Source organism: Variovorax sp. GW821-FHT09D05, from assembly GCF_059416325.1.
The window spans coordinates 306,832-331,727 of record NZ_JBWKOZ010000006.1; the positions used below are offsets into that span (position 1 = coordinate 306,832).

The window sequence follows — 24,896 nt, forward strand, 5'->3', positions numbered from 1 at the left end:
AGTATGCCGTCCGGCCGCCAGCCTTCGCCCGCTTGCGTATGATTTGCCGCTCTTCGCCTACATGACCATCCCCGCTTCATTCATCCAGGAACTCATCGCGCGCGCCGATGTGGTCGAGATCGTCGGCCGTTATGTGCAGCTCAAGAAGGCCGGCGCCAATTTCATGGGGCTGTGCCCGTTCCACGGCGAGAAATCGCCCTCTTTCTCCGTCAGCCCGACCAAGCAGTTCTATCACTGCTTCGGCTGCGGGGTGCATGGCAACGCCATCGGCTTTCTGATGGAGCATGCGGGCATGGGCTTCGTCGAGGCGGTCCACGACCTGGCCGGCCAGTACGGCCTGCAGGTGCCCGAGGACGACGCCTCTCCCGCCGAGCGCGCCCGCGCCGCCAGCCAGCGCCAGAAACAGGCCACGCTGACCGACGTGCTCGAAAAAGCCGGCGACGCCTACCGCAAGCACCTGCGGCAGGCGCCCGGCGCCATCGAATATCTGAAGGGCCGCGGCGTCTCGGGCGAGGTGGCCAAGCAGTTCGGCATCGGCTATGCGCCGGCCGGCTGGCGCGCGCTGGCCAGCGTTTTCCCCGACTACGACGACCCGCTGCTCGCCGAGAGCGGACTGGTGATCGTCAACAACGAGGAAGGCAAGCTCAGCGACGAAGAAGCCAAGCGCTACGACCGCTTCCGCGACCGCGTGATGTTCCCGATCCGCAACGTGAAGGGCGAGTGCATCGGCTTTGGCGGGCGCGTGCTGGGCGACGAGAAGCCCAAGTACCTGAACTCGCCCGAAACGCCGGTGTTCAGCAAGGGCCGCGAGCTCTACGGCCTTTATGAAGCCCGCGCCGCCTTCCGCGACCGCGGCTATGCGCTCGTCACCGAGGGCTACATGGACGTGGTGGCGCTGGCCCAGCTCGGTTTTCCGAACGCGGTGGCCACGCTCGGCACCGCCTGCACTACGGAGCACGTGCAGAAGCTCTTCCGCTTCACCGAATCGGTGGTGTTCAGCTTCGACGGCGACGCCGCCGGTCGCCGCGCCGCGCGCAAGGCGCTCGACGGTGCCCTGCCCTACGCCACCGACGTGCGCAGCATCAAGTTTTTGTTCCTGCCGGCCGAGCACGACCCCGACAGCTTCATCCGCGAGCACGGCGCCGAGGCCTTCGCCCGCTTCGTCAACGAGGCCACGCCGCTGTCGCGCTTCATGCTCGAAGCCGCCCGCGAAGGCTGCGACCTGACCACCGCCGAGGGCCGCGCCCACATGACGAGCAACGTGCGCCCGCTCTGGAGCGCCATGCCCGACGGTGCCCTCAAGCGACAGTTGCTGAGCGAGATCGCGACGCTGGTGCAGCTCGACGCGCCGGCGCTGTCGGAACTCTGGGCCTCCACGCCGGGCCCGCGCAAGGCCGGCGGCGCACCCGCGCCGCAGCGCCAAGGCGAGCCTTCCGGCTACGGCGGCGGTGGTGGCGGTGACGACTACTACCCGGACATGCCCCCGCCGCAGGACTTTGAACCGCCGCGCTATGAAAGCGATAGCAAGCCCAAGTTCCAGCCGCGCAAGTTCGTCAAGGGCAAGCGCTGGGGCGGCAAGTTCGAGGAACCCATCGAGCCCCTGCGCGGACGCGGTGCCCCGCCCAGCCGCCCGGATGTGGCGGTGCGGCTGCTGCTGTCGAACATGGCGCAATGGGAAGCCCTGTCGCACGAGCTCCACGTGATGTTGTGCGACCTGCCCGGCTCGCACGGCGCGCTCTTCACCTGGCTCGACAGCCAGCTGCACGAGCACGGCGTCCAGCCCTGGGCGGCCCTGCGCGAAGGCATGCGTGGACTCGACTTCGAGCCGCTGGCCGAGCGGCTGATGTCCGTCTCCGAGGCCGGTCCGGTGCCCGAGGGCGAGGAGGCGCAGCATCTGGCCGACGCCGCCCGCGAACTCTCCAGCGTGCTCGATTTCATGCTCGACGACCTTCTCAAGGCCCAGCAGAGCGAGGCCATCGCCGCCGTGGGAAAAGACCCGAAAGCCCTGGAACGCTACAAGGCGCTGGAAACCCGGCGGCTCGAATTGCGCGCCCGTCTGCGCGCCTCGGGTTCAGAAACTGCTTGAAATTTGCGCAACACGCTATAATGTAGGGCTTCGCAACTGGCGAAATTAGGCAAGAGCGACAGCAGCACCTCCGGGCCGACCCCTAGCGCAACGCACTCCAACGGTAAATTCCGGCGGAAAGGGTCAATAACCGCAAGGACTGCATACCAAATGTTCGCCCGACATCTTGCCTGTTGAGGAATTAATTCCTCTTTCCCATTTGTTTTTAGTCCGTGCCTGTGCACGGGCTGTGGTGGCGCTGTCCGCGTGACGGTGCGCCTGTGATCCCGCTTGTTCTTTCTTGCCGTAACGAGGTCGTATGCCCAGTTCAAAGAAGCCTGCTCCTTCACTTGCCAAAAGCGTCGCCACCAAGCCCGCAGCAGAAAAACCGTTGAAAGCCGGCGCGAAGCCGGCAACCAAGACGGCCGCCGCCGCATCCAAATCGGCAGCCGCAACGAAAGTGAAAACCGTGCCCACGAAATCGACCTCTCTCGACGATCCCAAAAAAGCAGCCGCCCCCGCAGCCAAGAAAGTCGGCCGCCCGCCCAAGGCCGCCGGCGCCGCCACGCCCGCCACCGGCGCCAAGCGCGGCCGCAAGCCCAAGGCTGACAAGGAAGCCCCCGAGAGCGACGTCGACCTGTCGGACATCGAGGACGACCTGGCCGGCGACGAGCCCGCGGTTGCGACGACCACCGAAGAGAAGGTCAAGCCGCTGCGCATGAAGATCAGCAAGGCGAAGGAACGCGCCTTGATGAAGGAGTTCGGCCTCGACGAGACCGTGCTCTCCGAAGAAGACCTGGCCAAGCGCCGCTCGCGCCTGAAGACCCTGATCACGCTGGGCAAGACCCGCGGCTACCTCACGCACGGCGAAATCTCCGACCACTTGCCCGACAAGCTGGTCGACGCCGAGACCATGGAAGTCGTGGTCACCATGCTCAACGACATGGGCGTGGCGGTGTACGAGCAGACGCCCGACGCCGAAACCCTGCTGCTGAACAACACCGCGCCCACCGCCACCACGGTGGAAGAAGCCGAGGAAGAAGCCGAAGCCGCGCTCTCCACGGTGGACAGCGAATTCGGCCGCACTACCGACCCGGTCCGCATGTACATGCGCGAAATGGGTACGGTCGAGCTGCTGACGCGCGAAGGCGAAATCGAAATCGCCAAGCGCATCGAAGGCGGCCTGATGGCCATGATGGAAGCCATTTCGGCCTCCCCCGCCACCATCGCCGCGATCCTCGAAATGGCCGCAACGATCCGTGAAGGCAAGGTCGTCATCTCGACCATCGTCGACGGCTTCTCGAACCCCAACGAGGCCGACGACTACGTGGCCGAAGAAGACTTCGACGAGTTCGACGAGGAAGACGACGACGACGGCAAGGGCGGCTCCAAGGCCCTGACCAAGAAGCTCGAAGAACTCAAGCGTGAAGCGCTCGATCGCTTCGACCGCATCGCCAGCATGTTCGAGAAGATCCACAAGATCTACGAGAAGGAAGGCTACGGCACGCCGGCGTACGTCAAGGCCCAGCAGGCCGTGTCCGACGAGCTGATGACCATCCGCTTCACCGCCAAGACCATCGAGAAGCTGTGCGACCTGGTGCGTACGCAGGTGGACGACGTTCGCAAGAAGGAACGCGAACTGCGCCGCATCATCGTGGACAAGTGCGGCTTCCCGCAGGACGAGTTCATCCGCGACTTCAGCGGCTACGACAAGAACGGCAACCGCATCGCCTCCAACCTGCTCAACCTGAAGTGGGTCGAGAAGCAGGCCGCCGCCGGCAAGCCCTGGAGCACGGTGCTCGCGCGCAACATCCCGCCAGTGCAGGAACTGCAGCAGAAGCTCGCCGACATCCAGTCGCGCGTGGTGGTGCCGCTGTCCGAGCTGAAGGACATCAACAAGCGCATGAACGAAGGCGAATCGTCTTCGCGCGATGCCAAGAAGGAAATGATCGAGGCCAACCTGCGCCTCGTGATCTCCATCGCCAAGAAGTACACCAACCGCGGCCTGCAGTTCCTCGACCTTATCCAGGAAGGCAACATCGGCCTGATGAAGGCGGTCGACAAGTTCGAATACCGTCGCGGCTACAAATTCTCGACGTACGCCACGTGGTGGATCCGCCAGGCCATCACCCGCTCGATCGCCGACCAGGCGCGCACCATCCGCATTCCGGTGCACATGATCGAGACGATCAACAAGATGAACCGCATTTCGCGCCAGCACTTGCAGGAGTTCGGCTTCGAACCCGACGCCGGCATCCTGGCCGCGAAGATGGAGATTCCGGAAGACAAGATCCGCAAGATCATGAAGATCGCGAAGGAGCCGATCTCGATGGAAACCCCCATCGGCGACGACGACGATTCGCACCTGGGCGACTTCATCGAGGACAGCAGCAACACGGCTCCTATCGAAGCCGCGATGCAGGCCGGCCTGCGCGACGTGGTCAAGGACATCCTCGACAGCCTCACGCCGCGCGAAGCCAAGGTGCTGCGCATGCGCTTCGGCATCGAAATGAGCACGGACCACACGCTGGAAGAAGTCGGCAAGCAGTTCGATGTGACCCGCGAGCGCATCCGCCAGATCGAGGCGAAGGCACTGCGCAAGCTCAAGCATCCGTCGCGTTCGGACAAGCTGCGCAGCTTTATTGATACGCTCTAAGCCGGTCTCCCGGTATTTCCCGACGAGGAGGCGCCCGCAAGGGCGCTTTCTTTTTTGGCCTTCGCGATAAAAAGAACGGAGCAAACCTCATGAATCCCGATGCAGACAAACTCTGGCAGGCCCCGCGCTGGGCGCTTGCCGTGCTGCTCGCGGTGCTCGGCATGCTCGGGCCCTTTTCCATCGACACCTACATCCCGGCCTTCTCGGGCATTGCGCAATCCATCGGCGCGACGCCGGCCGAGATGCAGCAGACGCTTTCGGCCTACCTGTTCGGCTTCGCGTTCATGAACCTGTTCCACGGCGCGCTGTCGGACAGCTTCGGCCGCCGCCCCGTGGTGCTGTGGGGCCTGGCCGTGTTCACGCTGGCCTCGCTGGGCTGTGCGCTCTCGCAGAACATCACGCAGCTGGTGCTGTTCCGCGGGCTGCAGGGCCTGTCGACCGGCGCCGGCATCGTGGTCTCGCGCGCGGTGATCCGCGACATGTTCCCGCCCGCCGAGGCGCAGCGGGTCATGAGCCAGGTCACGATCTACTTCGGCGTGGCACCGGCCATCGCGCCCATCGTGGGCGGCTTCCTGTTCGTGCACGCGGGCTGGCACGCGGTGTTCTGGTTCCTGGTGGCGGTGGGCGTGGTGCTGTTCACTGCCAACTACAAGCTGCTGCCCGAGACGCTGCACAAGGACCACCGCCAGCCCTTCCAGGTGCGGCACCTGATGCGCGGCTATTGGGACCTGTGCTCCGACCCGCGCTTCCTGCTGCTGGCCTTTGCGAGCGGCGTGCCCTTCAACGGCATGTTCCTCTACGTGCTGGCCGCGCCCGCATTCCTCGGCGACCACCTCGCGCTGCAGCCGCAGCAGTTCTTCTGGTTCTTCCTGCTGACCATCGGCGGCATCATGCTCGGCGCGCGCGCCAGCGGCCGCATGGCCGGCAAGGTCGCGCCCAAGCGGCAGATCCGCGACGGCTTCGTCATCATGCTGGCCACCTCGGTGGTCAACGTGGTGGCCAACACTTTCTTCCAGGCGCACGTGGCCTGGGCGCTGTGGCCGCTGGCGGTGTTCGCCTTCGGCTGGGCGCTGATGGTGCCGGTGGTCACGCTGCTGGTGCTCGACCTGCACCCCGAGCGCCGCGGCATGGCCTCTTCGCTGCAGGCCGTGATCGGCTCCACCGCCAACGGCATCGTGGCCGGCGCGGTGGCGCCGCTGGTGATGCATTCGACGCTCGCGCTGGCGCTGACCTCCATGGGCATGCTCGCCATCGGCCTTGTCGCCTGGGTGTGGCTGCATGACCGCTGGCCAGAGATCGGGCGCATGGTGGCGCACGAAGGCTGAGAACACGGGCGAGGTTCCGATGCGCTTCGAAGCATTCCTGACTCATGCGCGCGCCTGGCTGCCAGGCCGCACCACCGTCGATGCCCGCGAGCGCCTGCGCGCGGTGGCAGGTGCGGGCCTCGGCCTGCTGGTCACAGCGCTGCTGTGCCGGTGGATGGCCGGCCCGCTCGCCGCCTCCGTCTGGCTGATCGCGCCGCTGGGCGCCAGCGCCGTGCTGGTGTTTGCTGTGCCGGCCAGTCCGCTCGCGCAGCCGTGGTCGGTCATCGGCGGCAACACGCTGTCGGCGGTGGTCGGCATTGCGGCTGCCAACTGGATTCCCGACCCGGCGCTGGGCGCCGCCGTTGCAGTGGCTGCTGCCATCGGCCTGATGTTCAGCGCACGCTGCCTGCACCCACCGGGTGGTGCCGCCGCCTTGCTCGCGGTGCTGACGCACACCACGCATTTCTCGTCCGCCCTCTTCCCCTTCTTCACCAACTCGCTGCTGCTGGTGCTGGCCGGCGTGGCCTACAACTCGCTGACCGGGCGGCGCTATCCGCATGTGCAGGTGGTGGCGCGCCCGCCTGCGTCCGATGCGCGCTTCAGCCAGGCCGACATCGACGCCGTGCTGGCCCGTTACAACCAGGTGCTGGACATCAGCCGCGACGACCTCCAATCGCTGATCCAGCAGACCGAGCTCGAGTCGTACAAGCGGCGGCTGGGCACGCTGCACTGCGCCGACATCATGTCGCGCACGCCGGTCTCGGTGGAGTTCGGCACGCCGCTGCAGGAAGCGTGGGCGCTGATGCACGAGCGCCGCATCAAGGCCCTGCCCATCACCGACCGCACGCGCCGCGTGGTGGGCATCGTCACGCAGGCCGACTTCTTCCGCCAGCTCGACCTGCAGCATCACGAGGGCATCGCCGGCAAGCTGCGCGACCTGATCCGCGCCACGCGCACGGTGATGTCGAACAAGCCCGAGGTGGTCGGCCAGATCATGACGCGGCAAGTGCGCGTGGCCAGCGCCGACCGGCCCGTGGTCGACCTGGTGCCGCTGTTCTCCGAGGGCGGGCACCACCACATCCCGATCATCGATGGCGAGAAGCGCCTCGCGGGGATGATCACGCAGTCGGACTTCGTGCGCGCCCTCTATCGCGCTGTGGGGCCGGCGTAAGAGCCGCTCCTCACTCAAGCACCACGTTCGCCTTCTTCACCAGCGCCGCATAGCGCGCGGCCTCGCTGCGAAAGTAGCTCGCGGCCTGCTCTGGTGTCGTGGGCTTGATGACGTTGCCCTGCTTGTCCATCGCATCGCGCACTTCGGCGCTGGTGAATGCAGCGGCGACCGCGTCGTGCACGCGCTGGACATCGGCCGCCTGCATCTTCGGCGGCCCGATCACCGCGAACCAGCCTTCGACCGCGTAGTTCGGCAGCCCCTGCTCCGCGATGGTCGGGATGTCCGGCGCGGCTGGCGAACGCGTCGCGCCGCACAGGCCGATGGCGCGCAGCGCACCGCTCTTGATGTGCTGCTGCACGGCCGGCAGCGCAACCACGCCCATCTCGACCTGCCCCGCGATCATGTCGGTCACCATCGGCCCGGTGCCCTTGTAGGGAATGTGCCGCGCCTTCACGCCCGCCTCGTCCATGAACATCTCGCCGGCCAGGTGAATGATGGTGCCGTTGCCCGACGAGGCGTAGTTGTAGCCCTCGGGCTTCGCGCGCAGCAGTGCGACCAGTTCCTTCACGTTCTTCGCGGGCAGCTTCGGGTTCACCACCAGCACCAGCGGCGTCGCGCCCACCACGCTGATCGGCGTGACATCGTTGATCGCGTCGAAGGGCATCTTCTTGAACACCGCCGGGTTGATGACGTGGTTGTTCGACACCATGCCCAGCGTGAGCCCGTCGGGCGCGGCCTTGACGATGGCCGCGGCGCCGGTGATGCCACCCGCGCCCGGCAGGTTCTCGATCACCACCGGCTGGCCGAAGGCCTTGCCGAGCGCGACCGATGCAGCGCGCACGATGGTGTCGACGCCCGAGCCGGCGCTGATCGGCAGGATGAAGCGGATGGGTTTGTCGGAGCCCTGCGCAAGCGCGGGGCATGCGGCCACGGCGGCGGCGCACGCGCCGAGGCCGAGCACCGCACGGCGGTTCATCGAGGGAAGCGTCTGGGTCATGGTTTTGTCTCTCTTTATGTTCTTGAAAAGTCACTCTGCTCAGGCTACGGCCGATTCGGCGTGCAGCGCATCGACCTGCTCCCGCGCATAGCCCAGCTCGGCCAGCAGCTCACGCGTGTGCTCGCCCAGCGTCGGCGGATGCAGCCGCACACCGAGGCGCTCGCCACCGAGCGTGATCGGGAACAGCGTCGTCTGCGCCATTTCTCCGGCACGCTCACCGTCCGGCAGGCGAATGTCGGCCAGGCCGCCGGTGGCCTTCAGATGCGGGTCGTCGTAGAGGTCTTCGGGCCGCGTGATCGGCGCGAACGGCAGGCCACTGGCCTCGAAGATCGCCGACAGCTCCGCCGCCGAGCGGCCTGCCAGGCGCTCACGCAAGTCGGCCAGCAGCGTGGGCCGCAGGCGCACGCGGTCGTTGTTGGTGCGCAGGGCGGGGTCGGCCTTCAGGTCGTCGAAACCCAGCGCGTCGCAGAAGGTCTTCCACTGCGCGTCGCTCACGGCGGCCAGGAAGATCTGCTCGCCGTTCTTCACGGTGAACACGTCGTACAGCGCCCAGGCCGAGATGCGATCGGGCATCGGCGCAGCGGCCTGCCCGGTGATCGCGTACTGCAGCATGTGCTGCCCGACCAGGAACACGTTGTTCTCGAACAATGCCGATTGCACCTCCTGCCCCTTGCCGGTCTCGGCGCGCTGCATCAGCGCGGCGATCGCGCCGATGGCACCGAACATGCCGCCCATGATGTCGTTCACGCTGGTGCCCGCGCGCAGCGGATCGCCGGGGCGGCCGGTCATGTAGGCCAGACCGCCCATCATCTGCACCACCTCGTCGAGCGCGGTGCGGTGCTCATAAGGGCCGGGCAGAAAGCCCGTGTGGTTGACGTACACGAGGCGCGGGTTGAGCTTGCCGAGCGCGGCGTAGCCCAGGCCGTACTTGTCCATGGTGCCGGGCTTGAAGTTCTGCGCCACCACGTCGGCCGTGGCGCACAGGCGCAGCGCGGCTTCCAGCCCCTGCGGGTGCCGCAGGTCGAGCGCGATGCTCTTCTTGTTGCGATTGAACATGGGGAAGAAGCCCGCGCCCGCGCCCAGCAGGTGTCGCGTGCGGTCGCCATCGATGGGCTCGACCTTGATGACCTCCGCGCCCAAGTCCGCGAGCACCATGCCGCAGGTGGGGCCCATGACCATGTGGGTGAACTCGACCACACGGATGCCGGTGAGCGGCAGGCGCTTTTCTCCGGTCTTTGCCGCGCTCATGCCGTGACTCCCGCCGTCGCGGCAAAGGTCTTCGGAAAGCCCGCGCGCCACACCGTGCCCTGCAAGGTTTCGCCTTCGAGCCAGCTCGCCACGCGTCGGCGCAGGTCGAGCAGCTTCGGCAGATCGACGCCGGTCGCAACGCCCATGCTCTCGAGCATGAAGACAAGGTCTTCGGTGTCGACATTGCCGCTGGCGCCGGGCGCGTGCGGGCAGCCGCCGATGCCGGCCAGGCAGGCGTCGAAACGTGTGATGCCGACCTCCAGCGCGGCATACGCATTCGCGAGCCCCATGCCGCGCGTGTCATGGAAGTGGCCGCACCACAGCCGGTCGCCCGCGATGCGCAAGGCGCGCTCGAACAGGCTGCGCACCATCGCCGGATCGGCATAGCCGACTGTGTCGGCGAGGCTCACGCGGTCAGCGCCGGCATCGAGCAGCGCCTGCATCAGCCGCAGCACTTCGTCGGGCTCGACATGGCCCTGCAGCGTGCAGCCGAAGGCCGTGCCCACGCCGCCGTCGATCAGCGTCTTCGAGCCCGCCGCATCGCGCGCCGCGCGCATGCGCCCGACCTCGGCCACCACCTCATCGGGCGTCTTGCGCAGGTTGGCAAGGCTGTGCGCGTGGCTGGCCGAAAGCGGCACGACCATCAGGTCGGCCTCGCCCGCAATGGCGCGTTCGGCGCCCTTGAGGTTGGGCACGAGCACCGAGGCAAAGAGCCCCGGCAGTGTCTTCGCGTACGCCAGCAATTCGGCCGTGTCGGCCAATTGCGGCAGCAGGTGCGCCGGCACGAACGAGCCGACTTCGATCTCGCGCTGCCCGGCGGCGTGCGCGCCGCGGATCCATTCGAGCTTGCGTTCGGTGGGCAGTACGCGGGCGATGCTCTGGAGGCCATCGCGCAGGCCCACTTCGCGGACGACCGCGCGCGGCGGCAGGAAGGCGTGAATCAAGACTTTGTCTCCGTCGTGAGGGTACGGAGTCGATGTTAGAAGTTCCGATTTGATCCAGAAGGTATATTTTGGAAGCCATCTGATTCCAGAACGGAACATCATGAGAGACCTCGACCTGACCACCCTGCGCCTGTTCGTCGCCGTCTGCGAAACGCGCAGCATCGCGCGCGCCGGCGAACAGGCCAGCATCGTCGGCTCGGCCATCAGCAAGCGGCTGGCCCAGCTCGAAGAAGCCGTCGGCACGCCGCTGCTGCTGCGCAAGCGCCGCGGCGTGCTGCCCACTCCAGCCGGCGAAACCCTGCTGGAGCACGCCCGCGCGATGCTCGGCAGCGTGAACCGCATCGAGCGCGACATGGCCGCCTACGCCGGCGGCGCGCGCGGGCACGTACGCATCCTGGCCTCGGCCTCGGTCATGGCCGAATCGCTGGCCGAGGACGTGGCCGACTTTCTGCAAGACCCGGCGCACCGCAACATCCGCGTCGACATGGAAGAGCGCGTGAGCCCCGAGATCGTGCGCGGCATCCGCGAGGGCAGCGCTTCCATCGGCCTGTGCTGGGACGCGGCCGACCTCGAAGGCCTGGAGCGGCGCGACTACCGCACCGACCACCTCGCCATCGTCGCGCATCCCTCGCACCCGGTGGCGAAGCACGAGCACGTGCGCTTCGAGCAGGTGCTCGACCATGAATTCGTCGGCATGCCCGCGCTCAGCGCGGTGCAACTGATGCTGGCGCGCGAGGCGGCGGTGGCGGGCAAGCCGCTGGTCTACCGCGTGCTGGTGTCCAACTTCGATGCGGCGCTGCGCGTGGTGCGCGCCGGGCTGGCGATCAGCGTGGTGCCTGCGGAGGTCGCGCGGCCCTTCACCGATGCCTTCGGCCTTCGCCTGATGCCGCTCACCGATGCGTGGGCGCGGCGGCGTTTTGCGATCTGCTTCCGCAGTGAGGCGGCGCTGTCGCCGTCCGCGCAATTGCTGGTCGCGCACCTGGAGCGGCGCGCCACGGATTGACGGCCAAGCACCCAATTCGACCGGAATCCGAAACTATTCATTGCCCTGGAGCAGGTTTTTATTTCGATTCACGCAACCTACATTCGAAAGGTCAGAGCAGTCACTCCTTCACACCGCACACAGAAAGACCACCGCATGTTCCGCAGAGCCCTCCTCTCCGCCGCCGCCCTCGCCGCCACCCTGAGCCTTGTTCCGCTCGCCGCGCAGGCTGCCCAGCCGCTCAAGCTCGACGTCTACAACCCCGGCACGAAGTCGATGTTTCCGGTCTCCTCGGAAATCGTCACCGGCCAGACCGACGCCGTGCTGATCGACGCGCAGTTCCAGCGCAACGACGCCGAGGCGCTGGTGCAGAAGATCAAGGCCACGGGCAAGAAGCTCACCACGGTCTACATCAGCCACAGCGACCCCGATTACTACTTCGGCCTCGACGTGATCCAGGCCGCCTTCCCCGACGCGAAGATCGTCGCCACGCCCCAGACCGTGGCCGCCATCCAGGCCTCGAAGGACGGCAAGCTCGCGCACTGGGGCCCGATCCTGAAGGACAACGCGCCCAAGGCGCTGGTCGTGCCCGAAGCACTGGCCGGCGACAGCCTCACGCTCGAAGGCCGCAAGATCCAGGTCGTCGGCCTCGACAGCCCCACGCCCGAACGCAGCTTCGCGTGGATTCCCTCGCTGAAGGCAGTGGTCGGCGGCATTCCGGTGTCGGCCAACATCCACGTGTGGGTGGCGGACACGCAAACGCCCGAATCGCGCCGCGACTGGATCAAGACGCTGGGCCGCATCGAAGTCCTGCACCCCAAGACCGTGGTGCCCGGCCACTACCTGCCGAATGCCGACGGCAGCACGCCCTACTCGCTCGCCTCGGTGAAATTCACGCGAAGCTACCTTCAGGCCTTCGAGACCGAAGCCGCCAAGGCCAAGGACTCGGCAGCGTTGATCGCCGCAATGAAGAAGCGCTACCCGAAGCTGGAAGACGCCTCGTCGCTGGAACTCGGCGCCAAGGTCATCAAGGGAGAAATGAAATGGCCGCAATGAACGAAGGCGCGAATGAAGGCGCCACGCTCCACTACATCTTCGACCCGCTGTGCGGCTGGTGCTATGCCGCCGCGCCGCTGGTCGACGCGGCGCGCAGCGTGCCGGGCCTGAAGGTCGAGTTCCATGGCGGCGGCATGATGACCGGCGCCAACCGCCGCTCTATCACGCCGCAGTGGCGCGAGTACGTGATGCCGCACGACCGGCGCATCGCGGAACTCACGGGCCAGCCCTTCGGTGAGGGCTACTTCGAGGGACTGCTGCGCGACACCGGCGCGACGATGGACTCCGAGCCGCCGACCACCGCAATCCTCGCGGCCGAGTCGCTGCGGGCGGGCGGCGGGCTGGACATGATCCATCGCCTGCAGCGAGCGCACTACGTCGAAGGCCGGCGCATCGTCGATGAGCAGGTGCTGAAGGCGATCGCCGCCGAACTCGGCTTCGACGCCGAAGCCTTCGCATCGGCCTTCGAGGGCCTGTCGGGCGAATCAACCGCACGGCACTTCGCCGAAAGCCGCCAGTTCCTGCAGCGCGCTGGCGGCCAGGGCTTTCCGACCTTCGTGCTGACGCAGCCCGATGGCCGCGCCAGCCGCATCGACATCGGCCCATGGCTCGGCCGCGCGGAAGACTGGAAGGCGCGCCTGGCGGAACTCGTCTAGCGCGCGACGCCCAGCAGGCGGTCGAGCACTTCAGGCTGCGTGCGCAATATCGCGGCCTTGTCGGTGTGCACGATGGTGCCGTGGTCGAGCACCACCGCTTCGTCGGAAATCGCGAGGATGGCCTGCGGATGCTGCTCCACGATGATCGCGGCCAGCCCCTCGTCCTGCGTGATGCGGCGGATGGCGCGCAGCAGCTCTTCCACGATGATCGGCGCGAGCCCTTCGAGTGGCTCGTCGAGCAGCAGCAGCTTCGGGTTGAGCACCAGCGCGCGACCCACGGCCAGCATCTGCTGCTCGCCGCCCGAGAGCTGCGTGCCCAGGTTCGTCTTGCGCTCGGCAAGGCGCGGGAACATTTCGTAGACCCGTTGCGGGTTCCACTTGCCCGGCCGCTCCACCGCGGTGAGGTTCTCGTGCACCGTCAGAGACTTGAAGATGTTGCGCTCCTGCGGCACCCAGCCGATGCCGGCCGCCGCGCGCTGATGCGGCGCAAGCTTGTGCAGCGCCTGGCCGCCCAGCGTGATGCTGCCGCCGTGCTGGCGCGTTGCGCCCGCGAGCGTGTTGATCAGCGTGGTCTTGCCCGTGCCGTTGCGGCCCAGCAGCGCCAGCGTCTGGCCTTCGCCGAGCGCGAACGCCACGTCGTGCAGCACCACGGCCTCGCCGTAGCCGGCGCTCAGGCTTTCTATTCGCAGCAGCTCAGACATGGGCGCTCTCCCCGTGGCCCAGATAGACCTCTTTCACCTTCGGATCGTTGGCGATGGTTTCGGGGTCGCCCTCGGTCAGCAGCGTGCCGTTGACCAGCACCGTCATCCGGTCGGCAAAGCTGAACACCAGGTCCATGTCGTGCTCGATCAGCAGCACCGACACATCGGCCGGCAGCGCGGCCACGGTCTGCAGCAGCTCTTCGCGCTCGCCGGCGGGCACGCCCGCCACGGGCTCGTCGAGCAGCAGCACGCGCGGCTCGCAGGCCAGCGCAATCGCAATCTCCAACAGGCGGCGCTTGCCATAGGCCAAGTGCTTCACCTGCTGCTGCGCCACGTCGCCCAGGTGGAACTGTTCGAGCAGTTGCCCCGCGCGCTCGGCAATCGCCTTGCTGGCGCCGAGCGGCCGCCACCATTGCGCGCCGATGCCCTGATGCTGCGACACGACCAGCGCCAGCGTTTCGAGCGGCGTCATCGAGTCGAACAGCTGGTTGATCTGGAAGGTGCGCACCAGTCCGCGCGCCACGCGCTTGTGCGGCGCGAGCGTGGTGATGTCTTCGCCCAGCAGCGTGATGCGGCCTTCGGTGGGCGTGAGCACGCCCGTCAGCTGGTTGATCAGCGTGGTCTTGCCCGCTCCGTTGGGGCCGATCAGCGCGTGGCGTGCACCGCGCTTGAGTTCCATCGTCACGTTGTTGGTGGCCGTGATGCCGCCGAAGCGCATCACGAGGCCGTGGGTCGAGAGCACGGTGTCGGTCATGCCGTACCGCCCTTCTTTTTCTTCTGGCCCGCGCCAAACCATGTCCACGGCTTCAGCAGGCGGTCGCGTCCCACCAGCACCAGCAGCACCAGGATCAGGCCGATCCAGAACATCCAGTACTGCGGCGTCACGGCCGACAGCCAGGTCTGCAGCAGCTTGAACACGATGGCGCCCGCCACGCCGCCATAGAGCCAGCCCACGCCGCCGATGACGAGCATCAGCAGCACGTCGGCCGAGCGGTCGAAGGCCAGCACGTCGAGCGAGGCGAAGCCGGTGGTCTGCGCCAGCAGCGCGCCTGCGGCGCCGGCGATGCCGGCCGCCACGGTGTAGATCACCACGAGCCGCGACACGACCGGAATGCCGATTGCCATGGCGCGCAGCCGGTTGTCGCGGATGGCCTTGAGCGTGGCGCCGAACGGCGAATGCACAAGCCGGCGCATCACGAGGAACAGCACCAGCATCACGGCCAGCGAATACCAGGCGGCCGTGCGACCGTACAGATCGAACTCGAACAGGCCGAGCACCGGCCCCATCACCACGCCCTGCAGGCCATCAGCGCCGCCGGTGAGCCAGTCGAGCTTGTTGGCGAGTTCGAGCAGCAGCAGCGCGGTACCGAGCGTGACCATCAGTCGCGTGAGGTCGCTGCCGCGCAAGATCGTCACGCTGGCTACGAGGCCCAGCAATGCCGAGAGCACGGTCGCGATCACCAGCCCCACGGTCGGGTCCGGCATCACGAGCTTGGCGAACAGCGCCGCCGCATACGCGCCGAAGCCGAAGAAGGCGGCATGGCCCAGCGACACGATGCCGGTGTAGCCAAGAATCAGGTCGAGCGACATCGCGAACAGCGCGACGATGGCGATCTCGTTGACCAGCAGCGAGTGCGAAGGCATGACGAGCGGCAGGGCGAAGGCCACTGCCCAGGCCACGAATTCGAGCGGGTGCCATCGCGCCTTGCGCAGCAGAGCCGACTGAAACTCGGTGGTGGAAGGCGCACTCATCAACGGCCTCCCTTGCGAGTGAACAGGCCCTGGGGCCGCCACATCAGGATCATGATCATCAGCAGGTAGACGGTGAATGCACCCATCTTCGGAATGAAATACTTGCCCGCCACATCGGCAATGCCAAGCAGCAGCGCCGCCGCGAGCGGCCCGGTGATCGACGAGGTGCCGCCGACCGACACCACGATCAGGAAATAGATCATGTACTTCAGCGGGAATGTCGGGTCGAGACCAAGGATCTCCGCGCCCAGCGCGCCGCCCAGCCCCGCGAGCCCGGAGCCCACAGCGAAGGTCAGCAGAAACACGATATTCACGTTGATGCCCAGGCCCGACGCCACGCGCGGGTCGTCGACCGCAGCGCGCAGCCGGCTGCCGAAACGCGTCTTCGAGAGAATGAGCTGCAGCACCACCGTGAGCACAGCGCACACGCCGATGATGAAGAGCCGGTAGTGCCCCATGCCCAGCAGCAGCGCGCCGTCGCCGATCTCGGTGCGCCCGCGCAGCCATTCAGGCAATTGCACGCTCTGCTGCGAGGAGCCCACGAAGTAGTCGATGGCCGCCACCGCCATGAAGGCAAGGCCGATGGAAAAGAGCACCTGATCGAGGTGCGGCTTGCCGTACATCGGCCGGTAGAGCGTGCGTTCGAGCAAGGCCCCGGCCAGCGCGACGACGATGAATGCGAGCGGCAGGCAGGCCAGGAAGGGCACGCCCAACTTCTGCATTGCAAACACCGTGAGATAGCCACCCGCCATGGCGAAAGCGCCGTGCGCGAGGTTGATGAAGTTCATCAGGCCGAGCGTCACGGCGAGGCCTACCGCCAGCACGAAGAGCAGCATGCCGTAGGCGATGCCGTCGAAAAGAATGGTCAGCATGTCGTGTTTTTTACGAAGCTATTTCTGGGGCTGTTCGTTTCGTTCGGGGTGCGTGCATATGCCGGCCGATCAACGACTGCTCTGAAAGATCACGCCGATGGGGTGCCTTGCGCAGCGAAATAAAGGAGGAGGCCGAAGGCCGGGGGACATTCGCGGAACAAGGTACCCGTCGGCGTGAGCGCGCCCCGAACAACAACGTCCCCCAGAGACAAGCCTCACTTTGCCTTGCCCGGATCCTTCACACCCTTGATCACGTCGAACTCGACGTTGTAGAGCTGCCCGTCCTTCTTCTCGACCTTGCGCAGGTACACGTCCTGCACGATGTCACGCGTCTGCGCATCGATCAGCACCGGGCCGCGCGGGCTCTCGAAGACCTGGCCCTTCATGGCGGCCAGCAGCGCTTCGCCGCCGCCCTGCCCCTTGGTGGTCTTGAGCGCTTCGTAGATCACGCGCATGCCGTCATAGCCGCCCACGGCCATGAAGTTGGGGCGCATCTTGGGGTTGGCCTTCTCGAAGGCTTCGACGAACTTCTTGTTCAGCGCCGAGGGGTGCGCGGCCGAGTAGTGGTGCGAGGTGACCACGCCCAGCGCGCCGTCGCCCATGTCGTTGAGCTGGTCGTCATCCGTCACGTCGCCGGTGGCGATCATCTTGATGCCGGCCTTGTCCATGCCGCGTTCGAGGAACTGCTTCATCACCGCCGCGCCCGCGCCCGAGGGCACGAAGACGAACAGCGCATCGGGCTTCACGTCGCGCACCTTCTGCAGGAACGGCGCGAAGTCGGGGTTGCGCAGCGGCACGCGCAGCTTGTCGAGCACCTTGCCGCCGTTGAGCTGGAAGCGCTCGCTGAAGAACTTCTCGGCGTCGTTGCCCGGGCCGTAGTCGGCCACCAGCGTGACGACCGTCTTCACGCCGTTCTTAGGCGCCCAGTCGCCCATGGCCACCGACACCTGCGGCAGCGTGAAGCTCGAACGGATGATGTAGGGCGAAGCCTCGGTGATGCTCGAAGTGGCCGCGGCCATCACCACTTCGGGCGTCTTCGACTGCGTGGCAATCGGCGCCACGGCCAGCGCCAGCGGTGTGAGGCCGAAGCCGGCCAGCACGTTGACCTTGTCGTTCACCACCAGTTCCTGCGCGAGGCGCTTGGTCACGTCGGGCAGGCCGGTGTCGTCCTTGACGATCAGCTCTACCTTCTTGCCGGCCACGGTATCGCCGTTCTGGGCCATGTACAGGCGCGCCGCGGCTTCGATCTGGCGGCCGGTGGAGGCCGACTGGCCGGTCATCGGAAGGATCAGGCCGATCTTGAACTTGTTGGCGTCCTGGGCACTGGCCAGCGACATTGAAAGCGCAAGTGCCGAGAGGGCGGCGGTCTGGATGAGATGGCGTCTTTGCATGTTTTTTCCTTTGAGGGGCGGAACGCGAACCGGGGCTATTTTCAACACTTTGCAACATCCGGCGGAGCAGGCAATCACCTAGCCGGCCATTACCGTTGACCTTTGTTGCGCGATTGCCAAATGAACTGCGCGATCATCGCGCAAGGCGGCCTGCGGAGCGCGCGCGTCAGCTGTCGGCGCGGTAGGCGGAGTCGAGCGTGAGAGTGCCCACGGCGCGTGACACGCAGGCGCAGATGCGCGTGGTCGACTTCTTCTCGTGCTCGCTGAGGAACACGTCGCGGTGATCGATCTCGCCGTCGACGGCGATCACGTCCATGGCGCACAGGCCGCATTCGCCGCGCTTGCAGTCCGAGAGCGTCTGCACGCCGGCTGCGTCGAGGGCTTCGAGCAGCGTGCAGTCGGCCGGCACGGTGATGGCCAGGTCGTGCCGGGGAATTCGCACCTGGAATGACTGCGTGGCCAGGCGGCCGCTGCTGCCGAAGGTTTCGAAGCGCAGGTCTTCGATGGCACGGCCGGCTGCGTGCCACGCGCGCTTGACGGCTTCGAGCATCGGCACCGGGCCGCAGGTGTAAAGCTGGCCGCCGGGCGGCAGTGCCGCGATGGCGGCGGCGAAGTCGATGGGGGCCGAGCCTTCATGCGCTTCGACGCCCTCGCCCAGTGCTTCCTGCAGATGCGACAGATAGCCGAGCTCGCCCGCATGCCGCGCGCCGTACAGCATCTTCACCGGCACGCCGGTGCGCCTTGCATGTGCGCCCAGCCGCTGCGCCATCAGTACCAGCGGCGTGATGCCGATGCCGCCCGCCACCAGCAGGTAGCCGGGAGCCGAGAGGTCGAGCGGAAAGTGGTTCTGCGGCGCGCTCACTTGCAGGCGGTCGCCCACGGCCAGTCGCCACATCGCGAGCGAACCGCCACGGCCGTCATCGAGCCGCTTGACGGCAATGCGCCAGCACTGGCCGTCGCCCTCGCCCACCAGCGAGTACGAGCGGGTCTGCACCTTGTCCTGCGCCGTCAGCACCTGCACCTGCAGGTGGGCGCCGGGTTCATGGGATTCGGCAAAGCCGCCATCGGGGCGCAGTTCGAATTCGCGCACGGTGGGCGTGACGTCGCGCAGCGCAACGACTTGCGCCTGCATCCATTGAAGATCGCTTTTCATCGGGGGAGCAACACGAAAGAGGAGGGGAAAAGAAGAAACCGATCAGCCGCGCCGGCGGATCAGCTGCACACCCGGCAGCGGGCGCTGCTCGGCGGTCGGCGTGCCGTGCAGCGCATCGCGCAGGTTGCGCCGTGCGATGCGGCTGTGCTCGCGCATCAGCGCCTCGGCGCGCGAGCCTTCGCCGGACTCGATGGCGTCGAGCACCTGCACATGCTGGTCTTGCGCAATCACGAGCATGTCGCGCGCGGCCGGCGAGTTGGCCTGCACGATGACGAAGCCCGAGGGCGACGCGAACGGCAGGTTGATCACGCGCTCGAGCTGCTGCGCGATGACGGGGCTGCCCGCCATTTCGCAGAGCAGTGCGTGGAAGCGCTCGTTGTGCGTCACGTAGCGCGAGAAGGCCGCGTCGTCGAGCGCGGGCTCGCGCAGCAGTTCGTCGATGCGCTGCAGGCAGGCGCGCGCTTCGCGCAGCACCACGGGCGCCGCGCCGCGCTCGGCCGCGAGCCGGGCGACCAGCCCTTCGAGCGTGCCGCGCAGCTCGATGGCATCGGCCACGTCGCGCTCCGAAAAAGTACGCACCGCATAGCCACCGTTGGGCAGCGCTTCGAGCAGGCCCTCTTGTTCGAGCCGCATCAGCGCGGTGCGCACCGGCGTGCGCGACACGCCGAGCTGCTCGGAGATGGCAACCTCGGCAATGCGCGCGCCACCGGGCAACTCGCCCGCAAGGATCATCTCGCGCAGCCGCAGCTGCGCCTTCACGGCCTGCGAACTGCCGCTGTCGCCGGGCTCGGCTGTGGTGGAAACGGCAGCGACCTTCACGCGGCTGCCTTCTGGGCGGGCCGGATCGGGATCGCGGCGCGCGCGGGTTTTTCCTTTTCGATCATCCGGTCGATCAGGCGTCGCGCCCACATCGAGCCGGCGTCGATGTTGAGGTTGTAGAACTTGTGATCGGGGTGGTCGTCCATCGCCTTCTGCTGCGCTTCGAGCACCAGCTCGTCTTCGCGGAAGATGCCGGCGACGCCCTCGCGCAGTTCGTGCGTGAGGCGCTGCTCACCGAGGCAGTAGTTGCGCGAGAAGGCCCAGAAGTAGAGGCAGGTCTTGTCGGTCTCGGGCGTGATGGTGTTGAGCACGTAGCCGTTGACGCCCTTGCTGCGGTCGCCGGGGTTGCTGCCCTGGGGCACCGCGCCGCTGCCCGCCTCGGCCACGCCGACGTCGATGTTCACCGTGCACGGGCCTTCGAAACGGATGATCTGCCAGCGGTCGACCTTGCCGGTGTAGCCGCGTGCGTGGCGGATCTGGTTGCCCCAGAACGGCGGTGGGTCGATGTCTTCCATCCATCGCGTGACGGTGGCCGAGCGGTCGCCGTGCGTGGCCACGAAGGGCGCCTCGGCCACTTCGCGGTTGCCGATGGACGAGCCGTGCACGAAGGTCTCGTGCGTCAAGTCCATGAGGTTATCGACCACGAGACGGTAGTCGCAGTTGACGCGGATCATCTTGCCGTCGCCGGCCCAGGCCGGGTCGTCGTTCCAGTGCATGTCGGGCACCAGCGCCGGGTCGGCCTTGGCCGGATCGCCTGGCCAGATCCACACGAAGCGATGCTTCTCCACCACCGGAAAGCTGCGCACGCATGCCGAGGGGTTCAGCGTTTCCTGGCTCGGCATGTGAGTGCAGCGGCCCTGGCTGTTGTAGACGAGGCCGTGGTAGCCGCAGACCAGTTCGTCACCTTCGAGGCGGCCCAGCGACAGCGGCATCAACCGGTGCCAGCAGGCGTCTTCGAGCACGGCGACTTGTCCGTCGGTGCGGCGGAACAGCACTACTTTCTGGTTGCAGATCGTGCGTGGCAGCAGCACGTGACGCACTTCGACGTCGTAGGCGGCGGCATACCATGCGTTCAGTGGAAAGGCGGTCGTGGGCGTTTTCATGAATACTCAATGTATACAGAAAACCTGAAATTTCCAGTCTTTTGGAGCATTTCGAGGGTAAACACCGAGATATCTGTATACAGACATCGGCATTTCGAAGGCGATACGATGTTCCGCTCGTTCCCCAAATCACGACGGAGTCATCCATGTCACAGCACGCCGCCCTGCCTGCCCGCTACGACCACGTGGGCAGTTTCCTGCGCCCCAAATACCTGCTCGAAGCCCGCGAACAGAAAGCCAAGGGCGAGATCACGCCCGAGCAGCTCCGCCTCGTCGAAGACAAGGCCATCACCGAGATCGTCCGCTTCCAGGAAGACATCGGCCTGAAGAGCATCACCGACGGCGAGTTCCGCCGCACCTACTTCCACATCGACTTCCTTGACCAGCTCGGCGGCGTGAAGACCGACATCCCGGTCACCATCCGCAAGCCCGACGGCACTGAAGAACTCGCTCCGCCCGCGATGCGCGTGCTCGACAAGGTGCGCCACGTCAAGGACATCCAGCTCGCCGACTTCCAGTACCTCAAGAGCCAGGTCTCGGCAGGCCGTACGCCCAAGGTGACGATCCCCTCGCCGACCATGCTGCACTTCCGCGGCGGCCGCGCCGGCATCAGCAAGGAGGCGTACCCCGAGCTCGACCCGGCGTTCTACGACGACGTGGCCAAGGCCTATGGCGACGAGCTGCGCTCGCTGGCCGCCGCCGGCTGCACCTACGTGCAGATGGACGACACCAACCTCGCCTACCTGTGCGACGAGCACATGCGCGAAGCCGCCCGCAAGCGCGGCGACGACCCGAACGAGCTGCCGCATCGCTATGCCGCCTTCATCAACAAGGTGGTGGCGCAGAAGCCCCCGGGCATGCTGCTGGCCATGCACCTGTGCCGCGGCAACTTCAAGAGTACGCACGCCGCGGCCGGCAACTACGAGCCCGTGGCCGAGGCGCTGCTCAAGGAGATGGACCTCGACGCCTACTTCATGGAATACGACGACGCCCGCTCGGGCGACTTCAAGCCGCTGCGCTACCTGCCCAAGGGCAAGACCGTGGTGCTCGGCCTCGTGACCACGAAGTTCGGCGAGATGGAAGACAAGGACGAGCTCAAGCGCCGCATCGAGGACGCCGCCAAGTACGCCTCGCTCGACCAGCTCGCGCTGTCGCCGCAGTGCGGCTTCTCCAGCACCGTGCACGGCAACAACATCGCCGTGGAAGCGCAGCGCAACAAGCTGCGCCTGGTGGTCGAGACCGCGCAGGAGGTCTGGGGCTCGACCTGACGCGCCGTTTCTGGTGAAGTCGGGGGCATGACGACTCACATCTACTCAGGCCCCCTCAGCATGTTCGGCGCCAAGGTCGAGATCGCGGCACGCGAAAAAGGCGTGCCCTTCGAACTGGTCATGGTGCCCTTCACCAAGGACGATGCCTACGAGCCCAAGCACCCCGAGGTGCTTCGGGTCAACCCCGTCAAGCAGCAGGTGCCCGTGCTGGTCGACGACGAGGTCTCGCTGTTCGACTCGACGCAGATCTTCGAGTACCTCGAAGACCGCTATCCCAGCCTTGCGCTGTGGCCTGAAGGCATTGCCGAACGGGCCCGCGCGCGGCAGCTGGAGCAGAAGTCCGACGAGGTCTTCTTCCCGAACGTCATCAAGCTCTTCGGCCTGCAGCACGACATGCAGAGCGCCGCGGCAGTCACGGCCTGCGCCGGCTGCGCGCGCTTCTACGAAGAGATGGAAGGCCTGCTGGCCACACGCGAGTACCTGGCCGGCCCCTACTCCTTCGCAGACATCGCCTTCTACATGGCCTATGTGTTCGCCGACCGCAAGGGCGCCGGCATGACCGACGCCACGCCGCGCCTGCTGGCCTGGCGCACGCGCGTAGGCGACCGGCCCGCTGTGCGCGCGGTGGTCGATCCGATGATGCGGTTCCTGGCCTCGGAAGGGCGCGGAGTGCCGGCCTTCCTGCAACGCTGAGGCATCATCGGTCCATGCCGACCAAAGAGTTCGACTGGCTGCCCTCTCCTTCGCAGCATTTCCTCGTCGTCACTTTCGCGCTGCTGGTCTACGTGCTGACCACGCGTGCGCGCCGCGAGCAGCGCGCCCCCACCACAGCCATCGCCTGGGTCATGGGGCTGGTGCTGATGCCTTACTTCATCCTGCCGATGTACCTGCTGTTCGGCCAGCGCAAGCTGCGCCCGGCGGGGTCGCCCAGGCCGCCGCGCTCGGTGCCGCCGGGCCACTGGGCTGCCGACCTGATCGAGAGCTTCGGCCTCGCGCCGCCGGGGCGCTGCGCGATCCGCATGCATGCCGACGGCGAGGCCGCGCGCGATGCGCTGTGGCAGGTGATCGACGGCGCGCGCGAGCGCATCGACGTGTGCACCTTCATCATCGGCGACGACCCACTCGGCCACGCGGTGATCGACCGGCTCGCCAAGCGCGCGCGCGAGGGCATCAAGGTGCGGGTGCTGCTCGACGGCTTCGGCGCGCTGTCGCTGCCGCGCCATCACTTCGACCGGCTGCGTGTGGCGGGCGGCGAGGTGGCCGTGTTCCGCCCCTTCTTCAGCCTGCGCCGCATCGGCCCGCGCAACCTGCGCAACCACCGCAAGTTCACCATCGCCGACGACGGCTGGCTCTGGTCGGGCGGGCGCAACCTCGCGGGCGAATACTTCACCGGCAACGACAAGCACCCCGAGGCCTGGCGTGACCTGTCGTTCGATCTGCATGGCAGCGTGGCCGCGGCGGCAGCGCGCCAGTTCGACCACGACTGGGCCTCGGTGCGCAGCCGCAAGGCCCGCGCCATCACCGCCGACGACGTGCCCCCGGGCCCGAGCACGGCCATGGCGCAGTTCCTGCCGAGCGGCCCCGACCAGACCGAGGACACGGCGCATGCACTGCTGATCGACGCCTGCTTTCGCGCCGAGCACCGCGTGCTCGCGATCACGCCCTACTTCGTGCCCGGCGACGGCCTGCGCGATGCACTGCGGCTGGCCGCGCGGCGCGGCGTGCAGGTGACCATCGCGATGCCCGCGCAGTCGAACCATCGCCTTGCCGACTTCGTGCGTGCACGCGCCATGCGCGACCTGGCGCGCGCGGGCGTGAGCTTCAGCATGCTGCCGTTCATGGCGCATGCCAAGGCCGTGGTGGTGGACGACGAACTCGCCATGTGCGGCTCGATCAACCTCGACCTGCGCAGCCTGCTGCTGAACCACGAGGCGGCCGTCGTGTTCTACGGCCATGAAGACATCGAATGGTTGGCCGAGTGGATCGAGACCACCGCCTCGGCCGGCGAGCCCTATCGTGCGCGACGCCCGGGGCTGATGCGCGATGTGGCCGAGGGGCTGCTGCTCACCGTCGCTTTCCAGCTTTAGGCGTTGTGGACGCCGGGGACGGCTCGGCCGCCTTTGCCTCCTTCGCCACGGCATCGAGTCCCGCGAGCACATAGCGCACAACTTCTTCGGCCAGGGCCTGCGTGTCCTTCAGGGCCGGCAACACCTTGCTGCTCAGGTCCTTGGGCGCCACCGTCATCACCAGGCACGGCAGCACCGTCAGCAGCAGGCTGCGCTGCACCGATGGATGGTCGTCGGGCAAGCCCATGATCTCCCCGACGATGCCGCGCATCAGCCTGGCCTTGGGCAACACAGCCCGCTGGATCAGCGCCGGCATGGCAGGCGACGGCGACAGCGCCTCGCGCAGCACCACGCGGAACCCCCACGGCGCCTTCGGCTGGGCGCTCATCTCGACCATGTGCGTGAGAAAGGCGCGCAGCTTCAGGCGCGGATCGGTCGACTCCAATGACAGCGCCATCAGCTCGTCGAGGCTCACCAGCTGCTTGTGCGCTTCGACCAGCACCGCCTCGTAGAGCCCGTCGCGGCCGCCGAAGTGGTAGTTGATGGCGGCCATGTTGGTGCCGGCGCGGGTGCAGATTTCCTTGCTGGTGCTTTCTGCGAAGCCTTGCGCCGCGAACAGCCGGCCGGCGGTTTCGAGGATGTGCAGGCGCGTGGTGTTGCCGTCGGTACGCGGAGTGCGGGTTGCCATGCCC

Annotated in this window: 22 protein-coding genes and 1 pseudogene; 10 read left to right on the forward strand and 13 right to left on the reverse strand. The window is 66.9% G+C overall.

Annotated elements, in window-relative coordinates:
* Positions 1–61 precede the first annotated feature (61 nt).
* Complete coding sequence (dnaG, locus tag AC07O3_RS18455; RefSeq protein WP_093077946.1) at positions 62–2,086, forward strand: DNA primase; 2,025 nt, start codon at positions 62–64, stop codon at positions 2,084–2,086.
* Positions 2,087–2,209: 123 nt separating this feature from the next.
* Here dnaG and AC07O3_RS18460 read toward each other — a convergent pair whose 3' ends face one another.
* Complete coding sequence (locus tag AC07O3_RS18460) at positions 2,210–2,542, reverse strand: hypothetical protein (RefSeq protein WP_256216812.1); 333 nt, start codon at positions 2,540–2,542, stop codon at positions 2,210–2,212.
* On the opposite strand from AC07O3_RS18460, the gene rpoD reads away from it, so the two are divergent.
* From rpoD to AC07O3_RS18475, 3 genes are all read left to right on the forward strand, one after another.
* The gene (gene rpoD, locus AC07O3_RS18465) at positions 2,535–4,721 is read left to right on the forward strand and encodes an RNA polymerase sigma factor RpoD (protein WP_256216814.1); all 2,187 of its coding nucleotides are present in this window, start codon (positions 2,535–2,537) and stop codon (positions 4,719–4,721) included. The genes AC07O3_RS18460 and rpoD overlap by 8 nt on opposite strands.
* Before the next feature lie 89 nt (positions 4,722–4,810).
* Entirely contained in the window at positions 4,811–6,046 is a 1,236-nt protein-coding gene (locus AC07O3_RS18470; RefSeq protein WP_093051261.1) for a multidrug effflux MFS transporter, read from the forward strand.
* A 19-nt stretch (positions 6,047–6,065) separates the two neighbouring features.
* The gene (locus tag AC07O3_RS18475; protein ID WP_489013493.1) at positions 6,066–7,196 is read left to right on the forward strand and encodes an HPP family protein; all 1,131 of its coding nucleotides are present in this window, start codon (positions 6,066–6,068) and stop codon (positions 7,194–7,196) included.
* Between the two features lie 10 nt (positions 7,197–7,206).
* On the opposite strand, the gene AC07O3_RS18480 is transcribed toward AC07O3_RS18475, so the two are convergent.
* Genes AC07O3_RS18480 through AC07O3_RS18490 form a run of 3 tightly spaced genes read right to left on the reverse strand, consistent with a single transcriptional unit; the run spans position 7,207 to position 10,385 of the window.
* Positions 7,207–8,193 carry a tripartite tricarboxylate transporter substrate binding protein gene (locus AC07O3_RS18480; protein ID WP_097198720.1) on the reverse strand — a complete coding sequence of 329 codons (987 nt, stop codon included), beginning with the start codon at positions 8,191–8,193 and terminating at the stop codon, positions 7,207–7,209.
* A 39-nt stretch (positions 8,194–8,232) separates the two neighbouring features.
* Positions 8,233–9,441 carry a CaiB/BaiF CoA transferase family protein gene (locus AC07O3_RS18485; protein ID WP_093077733.1) on the reverse strand — a complete coding sequence of 403 codons (1,209 nt, stop codon included), beginning with the start codon at positions 9,439–9,441 and terminating at the stop codon, positions 8,233–8,235.
* Positions 9,438–10,385 carry a hydroxymethylglutaryl-CoA lyase gene (locus tag AC07O3_RS18490; protein ID WP_307615017.1) on the reverse strand — a complete coding sequence of 316 codons (948 nt, stop codon included), beginning with the start codon at positions 10,383–10,385 and terminating at the stop codon, positions 9,438–9,440. The genes AC07O3_RS18485 and AC07O3_RS18490 overlap by 4 nt, the downstream gene beginning before the upstream one ends.
* A 100-nt stretch (positions 10,386–10,485) precedes the next feature.
* Between AC07O3_RS18490 and AC07O3_RS18495 the strand changes: the two genes are divergently transcribed.
* From AC07O3_RS18495 to AC07O3_RS18505, 3 genes and pseudogenes are all read left to right on the forward strand, one after another.
* Positions 10,486–11,388, forward strand: coding sequence for a LysR family transcriptional regulator (locus tag AC07O3_RS18495; RefSeq protein WP_097198718.1), 903 nt, complete (start codon positions 10,486–10,488; stop codon positions 11,386–11,388).
* A gap of 135 nt (positions 11,389–11,523) precedes the next feature.
* Positions 11,524–12,417, forward strand: a pseudogene (locus AC07O3_RS18500) (MBL fold metallo-hydrolase); the annotation flags it as partial.
* Positions 12,411–13,079 (forward strand): DsbA family protein, encoded by a 669-nt coding sequence (locus tag AC07O3_RS18505; RefSeq protein ID WP_495339988.1) that lies wholly within the window; start codon positions 12,411–12,413, stop codon positions 13,077–13,079. The pseudogene AC07O3_RS18500 and the gene AC07O3_RS18505, both read left to right, overlap by 7 nt.
* Here AC07O3_RS18505 and AC07O3_RS18510 read toward each other — a convergent pair.
* From AC07O3_RS18510 to AC07O3_RS18545, 8 genes are all read right to left on the reverse strand, one after another.
* Positions 13,076–13,780: an ABC transporter ATP-binding protein gene (locus AC07O3_RS18510; RefSeq protein WP_495339989.1), complete on the reverse strand. Its 705-nt coding sequence runs from the start codon at positions 13,778–13,780 to the stop codon at positions 13,076–13,078. The genes AC07O3_RS18505 and AC07O3_RS18510 overlap by 4 nt on opposite strands.
* A complete protein-coding gene (locus tag AC07O3_RS18515; RefSeq protein WP_093051289.1) occupies positions 13,773–14,534 on the reverse strand; it encodes an ABC transporter ATP-binding protein in 762 nt (253 codons plus the stop codon). The genes AC07O3_RS18510 and AC07O3_RS18515 overlap by 8 nt, the downstream gene beginning before the upstream one ends.
* Positions 14,531–15,532 (reverse strand): branched-chain amino acid ABC transporter permease, encoded by a 1,002-nt coding sequence (locus AC07O3_RS18520; RefSeq protein WP_495339990.1) that lies wholly within the window; start codon positions 15,530–15,532, stop codon positions 14,531–14,533. Before AC07O3_RS18520 ends, AC07O3_RS18515 begins: the two co-directional genes overlap by 4 nt.
* Positions 15,532–16,404 carry a branched-chain amino acid ABC transporter permease gene (locus AC07O3_RS18525; protein WP_495339991.1) on the reverse strand — a complete coding sequence of 291 codons (873 nt, stop codon included), beginning with the start codon at positions 16,402–16,404 and terminating at the stop codon, positions 15,532–15,534. The genes AC07O3_RS18520 and AC07O3_RS18525 overlap by 1 nt, the downstream gene beginning before the upstream one ends.
* A gap of 215 nt (positions 16,405–16,619) precedes the next feature.
* Positions 16,620–17,795: an ABC transporter substrate-binding protein gene (locus AC07O3_RS18530; protein WP_093077744.1), complete on the reverse strand. Its 1,176-nt coding sequence runs from the start codon at positions 17,793–17,795 to the stop codon at positions 16,620–16,622.
* 166 nt (positions 17,796–17,961) lie between these two features.
* Positions 17,962–18,948 (reverse strand): PDR/VanB family oxidoreductase, encoded by a 987-nt coding sequence (locus tag AC07O3_RS18535; protein ID WP_495339992.1) that lies wholly within the window; start codon positions 18,946–18,948, stop codon positions 17,962–17,964.
* A 42-nt stretch (positions 18,949–18,990) separates the two neighbouring features.
* Entirely contained in the window at positions 18,991–19,767 is a 777-nt protein-coding gene (locus AC07O3_RS18540) for a GntR family transcriptional regulator (protein ID WP_489013507.1), read from the reverse strand.
* Positions 19,764–20,870 carry an aromatic ring-hydroxylating dioxygenase subunit alpha gene (locus AC07O3_RS18545; protein WP_495339993.1) on the reverse strand — a complete coding sequence of 369 codons (1,107 nt, stop codon included), beginning with the start codon at positions 20,868–20,870 and terminating at the stop codon, positions 19,764–19,766. The genes AC07O3_RS18540 and AC07O3_RS18545 overlap by 4 nt, the downstream gene beginning before the upstream one ends.
* Before the next feature lie 146 nt (positions 20,871–21,016).
* On the opposite strand from AC07O3_RS18545, the gene AC07O3_RS18550 reads away from it, so the two are divergent.
* The 3 genes from AC07O3_RS18550 to AC07O3_RS18560 are packed head-to-tail and all read left to right on the forward strand — an operon-like array spanning position 21,017 to position 24,225.
* Complete coding sequence (locus AC07O3_RS18550) at positions 21,017–22,138, forward strand: 5-methyltetrahydropteroyltriglutamate--homocysteine S-methyltransferase (protein WP_093051312.1); 1,122 nt, start codon at positions 21,017–21,019, stop codon at positions 22,136–22,138.
* Positions 22,139–22,165: 27 nt separating this feature from the next.
* Positions 22,166–22,831: a glutathione S-transferase family protein gene (locus AC07O3_RS18555; protein WP_489013512.1), complete on the forward strand. Its 666-nt coding sequence runs from the start codon at positions 22,166–22,168 to the stop codon at positions 22,829–22,831.
* Between the two features lie 14 nt (positions 22,832–22,845).
* Positions 22,846–24,225: a phospholipase D-like domain-containing protein gene (locus AC07O3_RS18560; RefSeq protein ID WP_495339994.1), complete on the forward strand. Its 1,380-nt coding sequence runs from the start codon at positions 22,846–22,848 to the stop codon at positions 24,223–24,225.
* Here the strand turns inward: AC07O3_RS18560 and AC07O3_RS18565 are convergent.
* Complete coding sequence (locus AC07O3_RS18565) at positions 24,203–24,892, reverse strand: TetR/AcrR family transcriptional regulator (RefSeq protein WP_093177015.1); 690 nt, start codon at positions 24,890–24,892, stop codon at positions 24,203–24,205. The two genes, AC07O3_RS18560 and AC07O3_RS18565, sit on opposite strands and share 23 nt — an antisense overlap.
* Positions 24,893–24,896: the final 4 nt, after the last annotated feature.

What these genes read in the sequence shown, in the direction of transcription:
- AC07O3_RS18535 (WP_495339992.1), bottom strand. Translation starts at nt 18,948, where the DNA reads ATGAAAAGCGATCTTCAATGGATGCAGGCGCAAGTCGTTGCGCTGCGC.
- AC07O3_RS18470 (WP_093051261.1), top strand. Translation starts at nt 4,811, where the DNA reads ATGAATCCCGATGCAGACAAACTCTGGCAGGCCCCGCGCTGGGCGCTT.
- AC07O3_RS18545 (WP_495339993.1), bottom strand. Translation starts at nt 20,870, where the DNA reads ATGAAAACGCCCACGACCGCCTTTCCACTGAACGCATGGTATGCCGCC.
- AC07O3_RS18565 (WP_093177015.1), bottom strand. Translation starts at nt 24,892, where the DNA reads ATGGCAACCCGCACTCCGCGTACCGACGGCAACACCACGCGCCTGCAC.
- AC07O3_RS18520 (WP_495339990.1), bottom strand. Translation starts at nt 15,532, where the DNA reads ATGAGTGCGCCTTCCACCACCGAGTTTCAGTCGGCTCTGCTGCGCAAG.
- AC07O3_RS18525 (WP_495339991.1), bottom strand. Translation starts at nt 16,404, where the DNA reads ATGCTGACCATTCTTTTCGACGGCATCGCCTACGGCATGCTGCTCTTC.
- AC07O3_RS18485 (WP_093077733.1), bottom strand. Translation starts at nt 9,441, where the DNA reads ATGAGCGCGGCAAAGACCGGAGAAAAGCGCCTGCCGCTCACCGGCATC.
- AC07O3_RS18510 (WP_495339989.1), bottom strand. Translation starts at nt 13,780, where the DNA reads ATGTCTGAGCTGCTGCGAATAGAAAGCCTGAGCGCCGGCTACGGCGAG.
- dnaG (WP_093077946.1), top strand. Translation starts at nt 62, where the DNA reads ATGACCATCCCCGCTTCATTCATCCAGGAACTCATCGCGCGCGCCGAT.
- AC07O3_RS18475 (WP_489013493.1), top strand. Translation starts at nt 6,066, where the DNA reads ATGCGCTTCGAAGCATTCCTGACTCATGCGCGCGCCTGGCTGCCAGGC.
- AC07O3_RS18505 (WP_495339988.1), top strand. Translation starts at nt 12,411, where the DNA reads ATGGCCGCAATGAACGAAGGCGCGAATGAAGGCGCCACGCTCCACTAC.
- AC07O3_RS18550 (WP_093051312.1), top strand. Translation starts at nt 21,017, where the DNA reads ATGTCACAGCACGCCGCCCTGCCTGCCCGCTACGACCACGTGGGCAGT.
- AC07O3_RS18515 (WP_093051289.1), bottom strand. Translation starts at nt 14,534, where the DNA reads ATGACCGACACCGTGCTCTCGACCCACGGCCTCGTGATGCGCTTCGGC.
- AC07O3_RS18495 (WP_097198718.1), top strand. Translation starts at nt 10,486, where the DNA reads ATGAGAGACCTCGACCTGACCACCCTGCGCCTGTTCGTCGCCGTCTGC.
- AC07O3_RS18555 (WP_489013512.1), top strand. Translation starts at nt 22,166, where the DNA reads ATGACGACTCACATCTACTCAGGCCCCCTCAGCATGTTCGGCGCCAAG.
- AC07O3_RS18530 (WP_093077744.1), bottom strand. Translation starts at nt 17,795, where the DNA reads ATGCAAAGACGCCATCTCATCCAGACCGCCGCCCTCTCGGCACTTGCG.
- AC07O3_RS18560 (WP_495339994.1), top strand. Translation starts at nt 22,846, where the DNA reads ATGCCGACCAAAGAGTTCGACTGGCTGCCCTCTCCTTCGCAGCATTTC.
- AC07O3_RS18480 (WP_097198720.1), bottom strand. Translation starts at nt 8,193, where the DNA reads ATGACCCAGACGCTTCCCTCGATGAACCGCCGTGCGGTGCTCGGCCTC.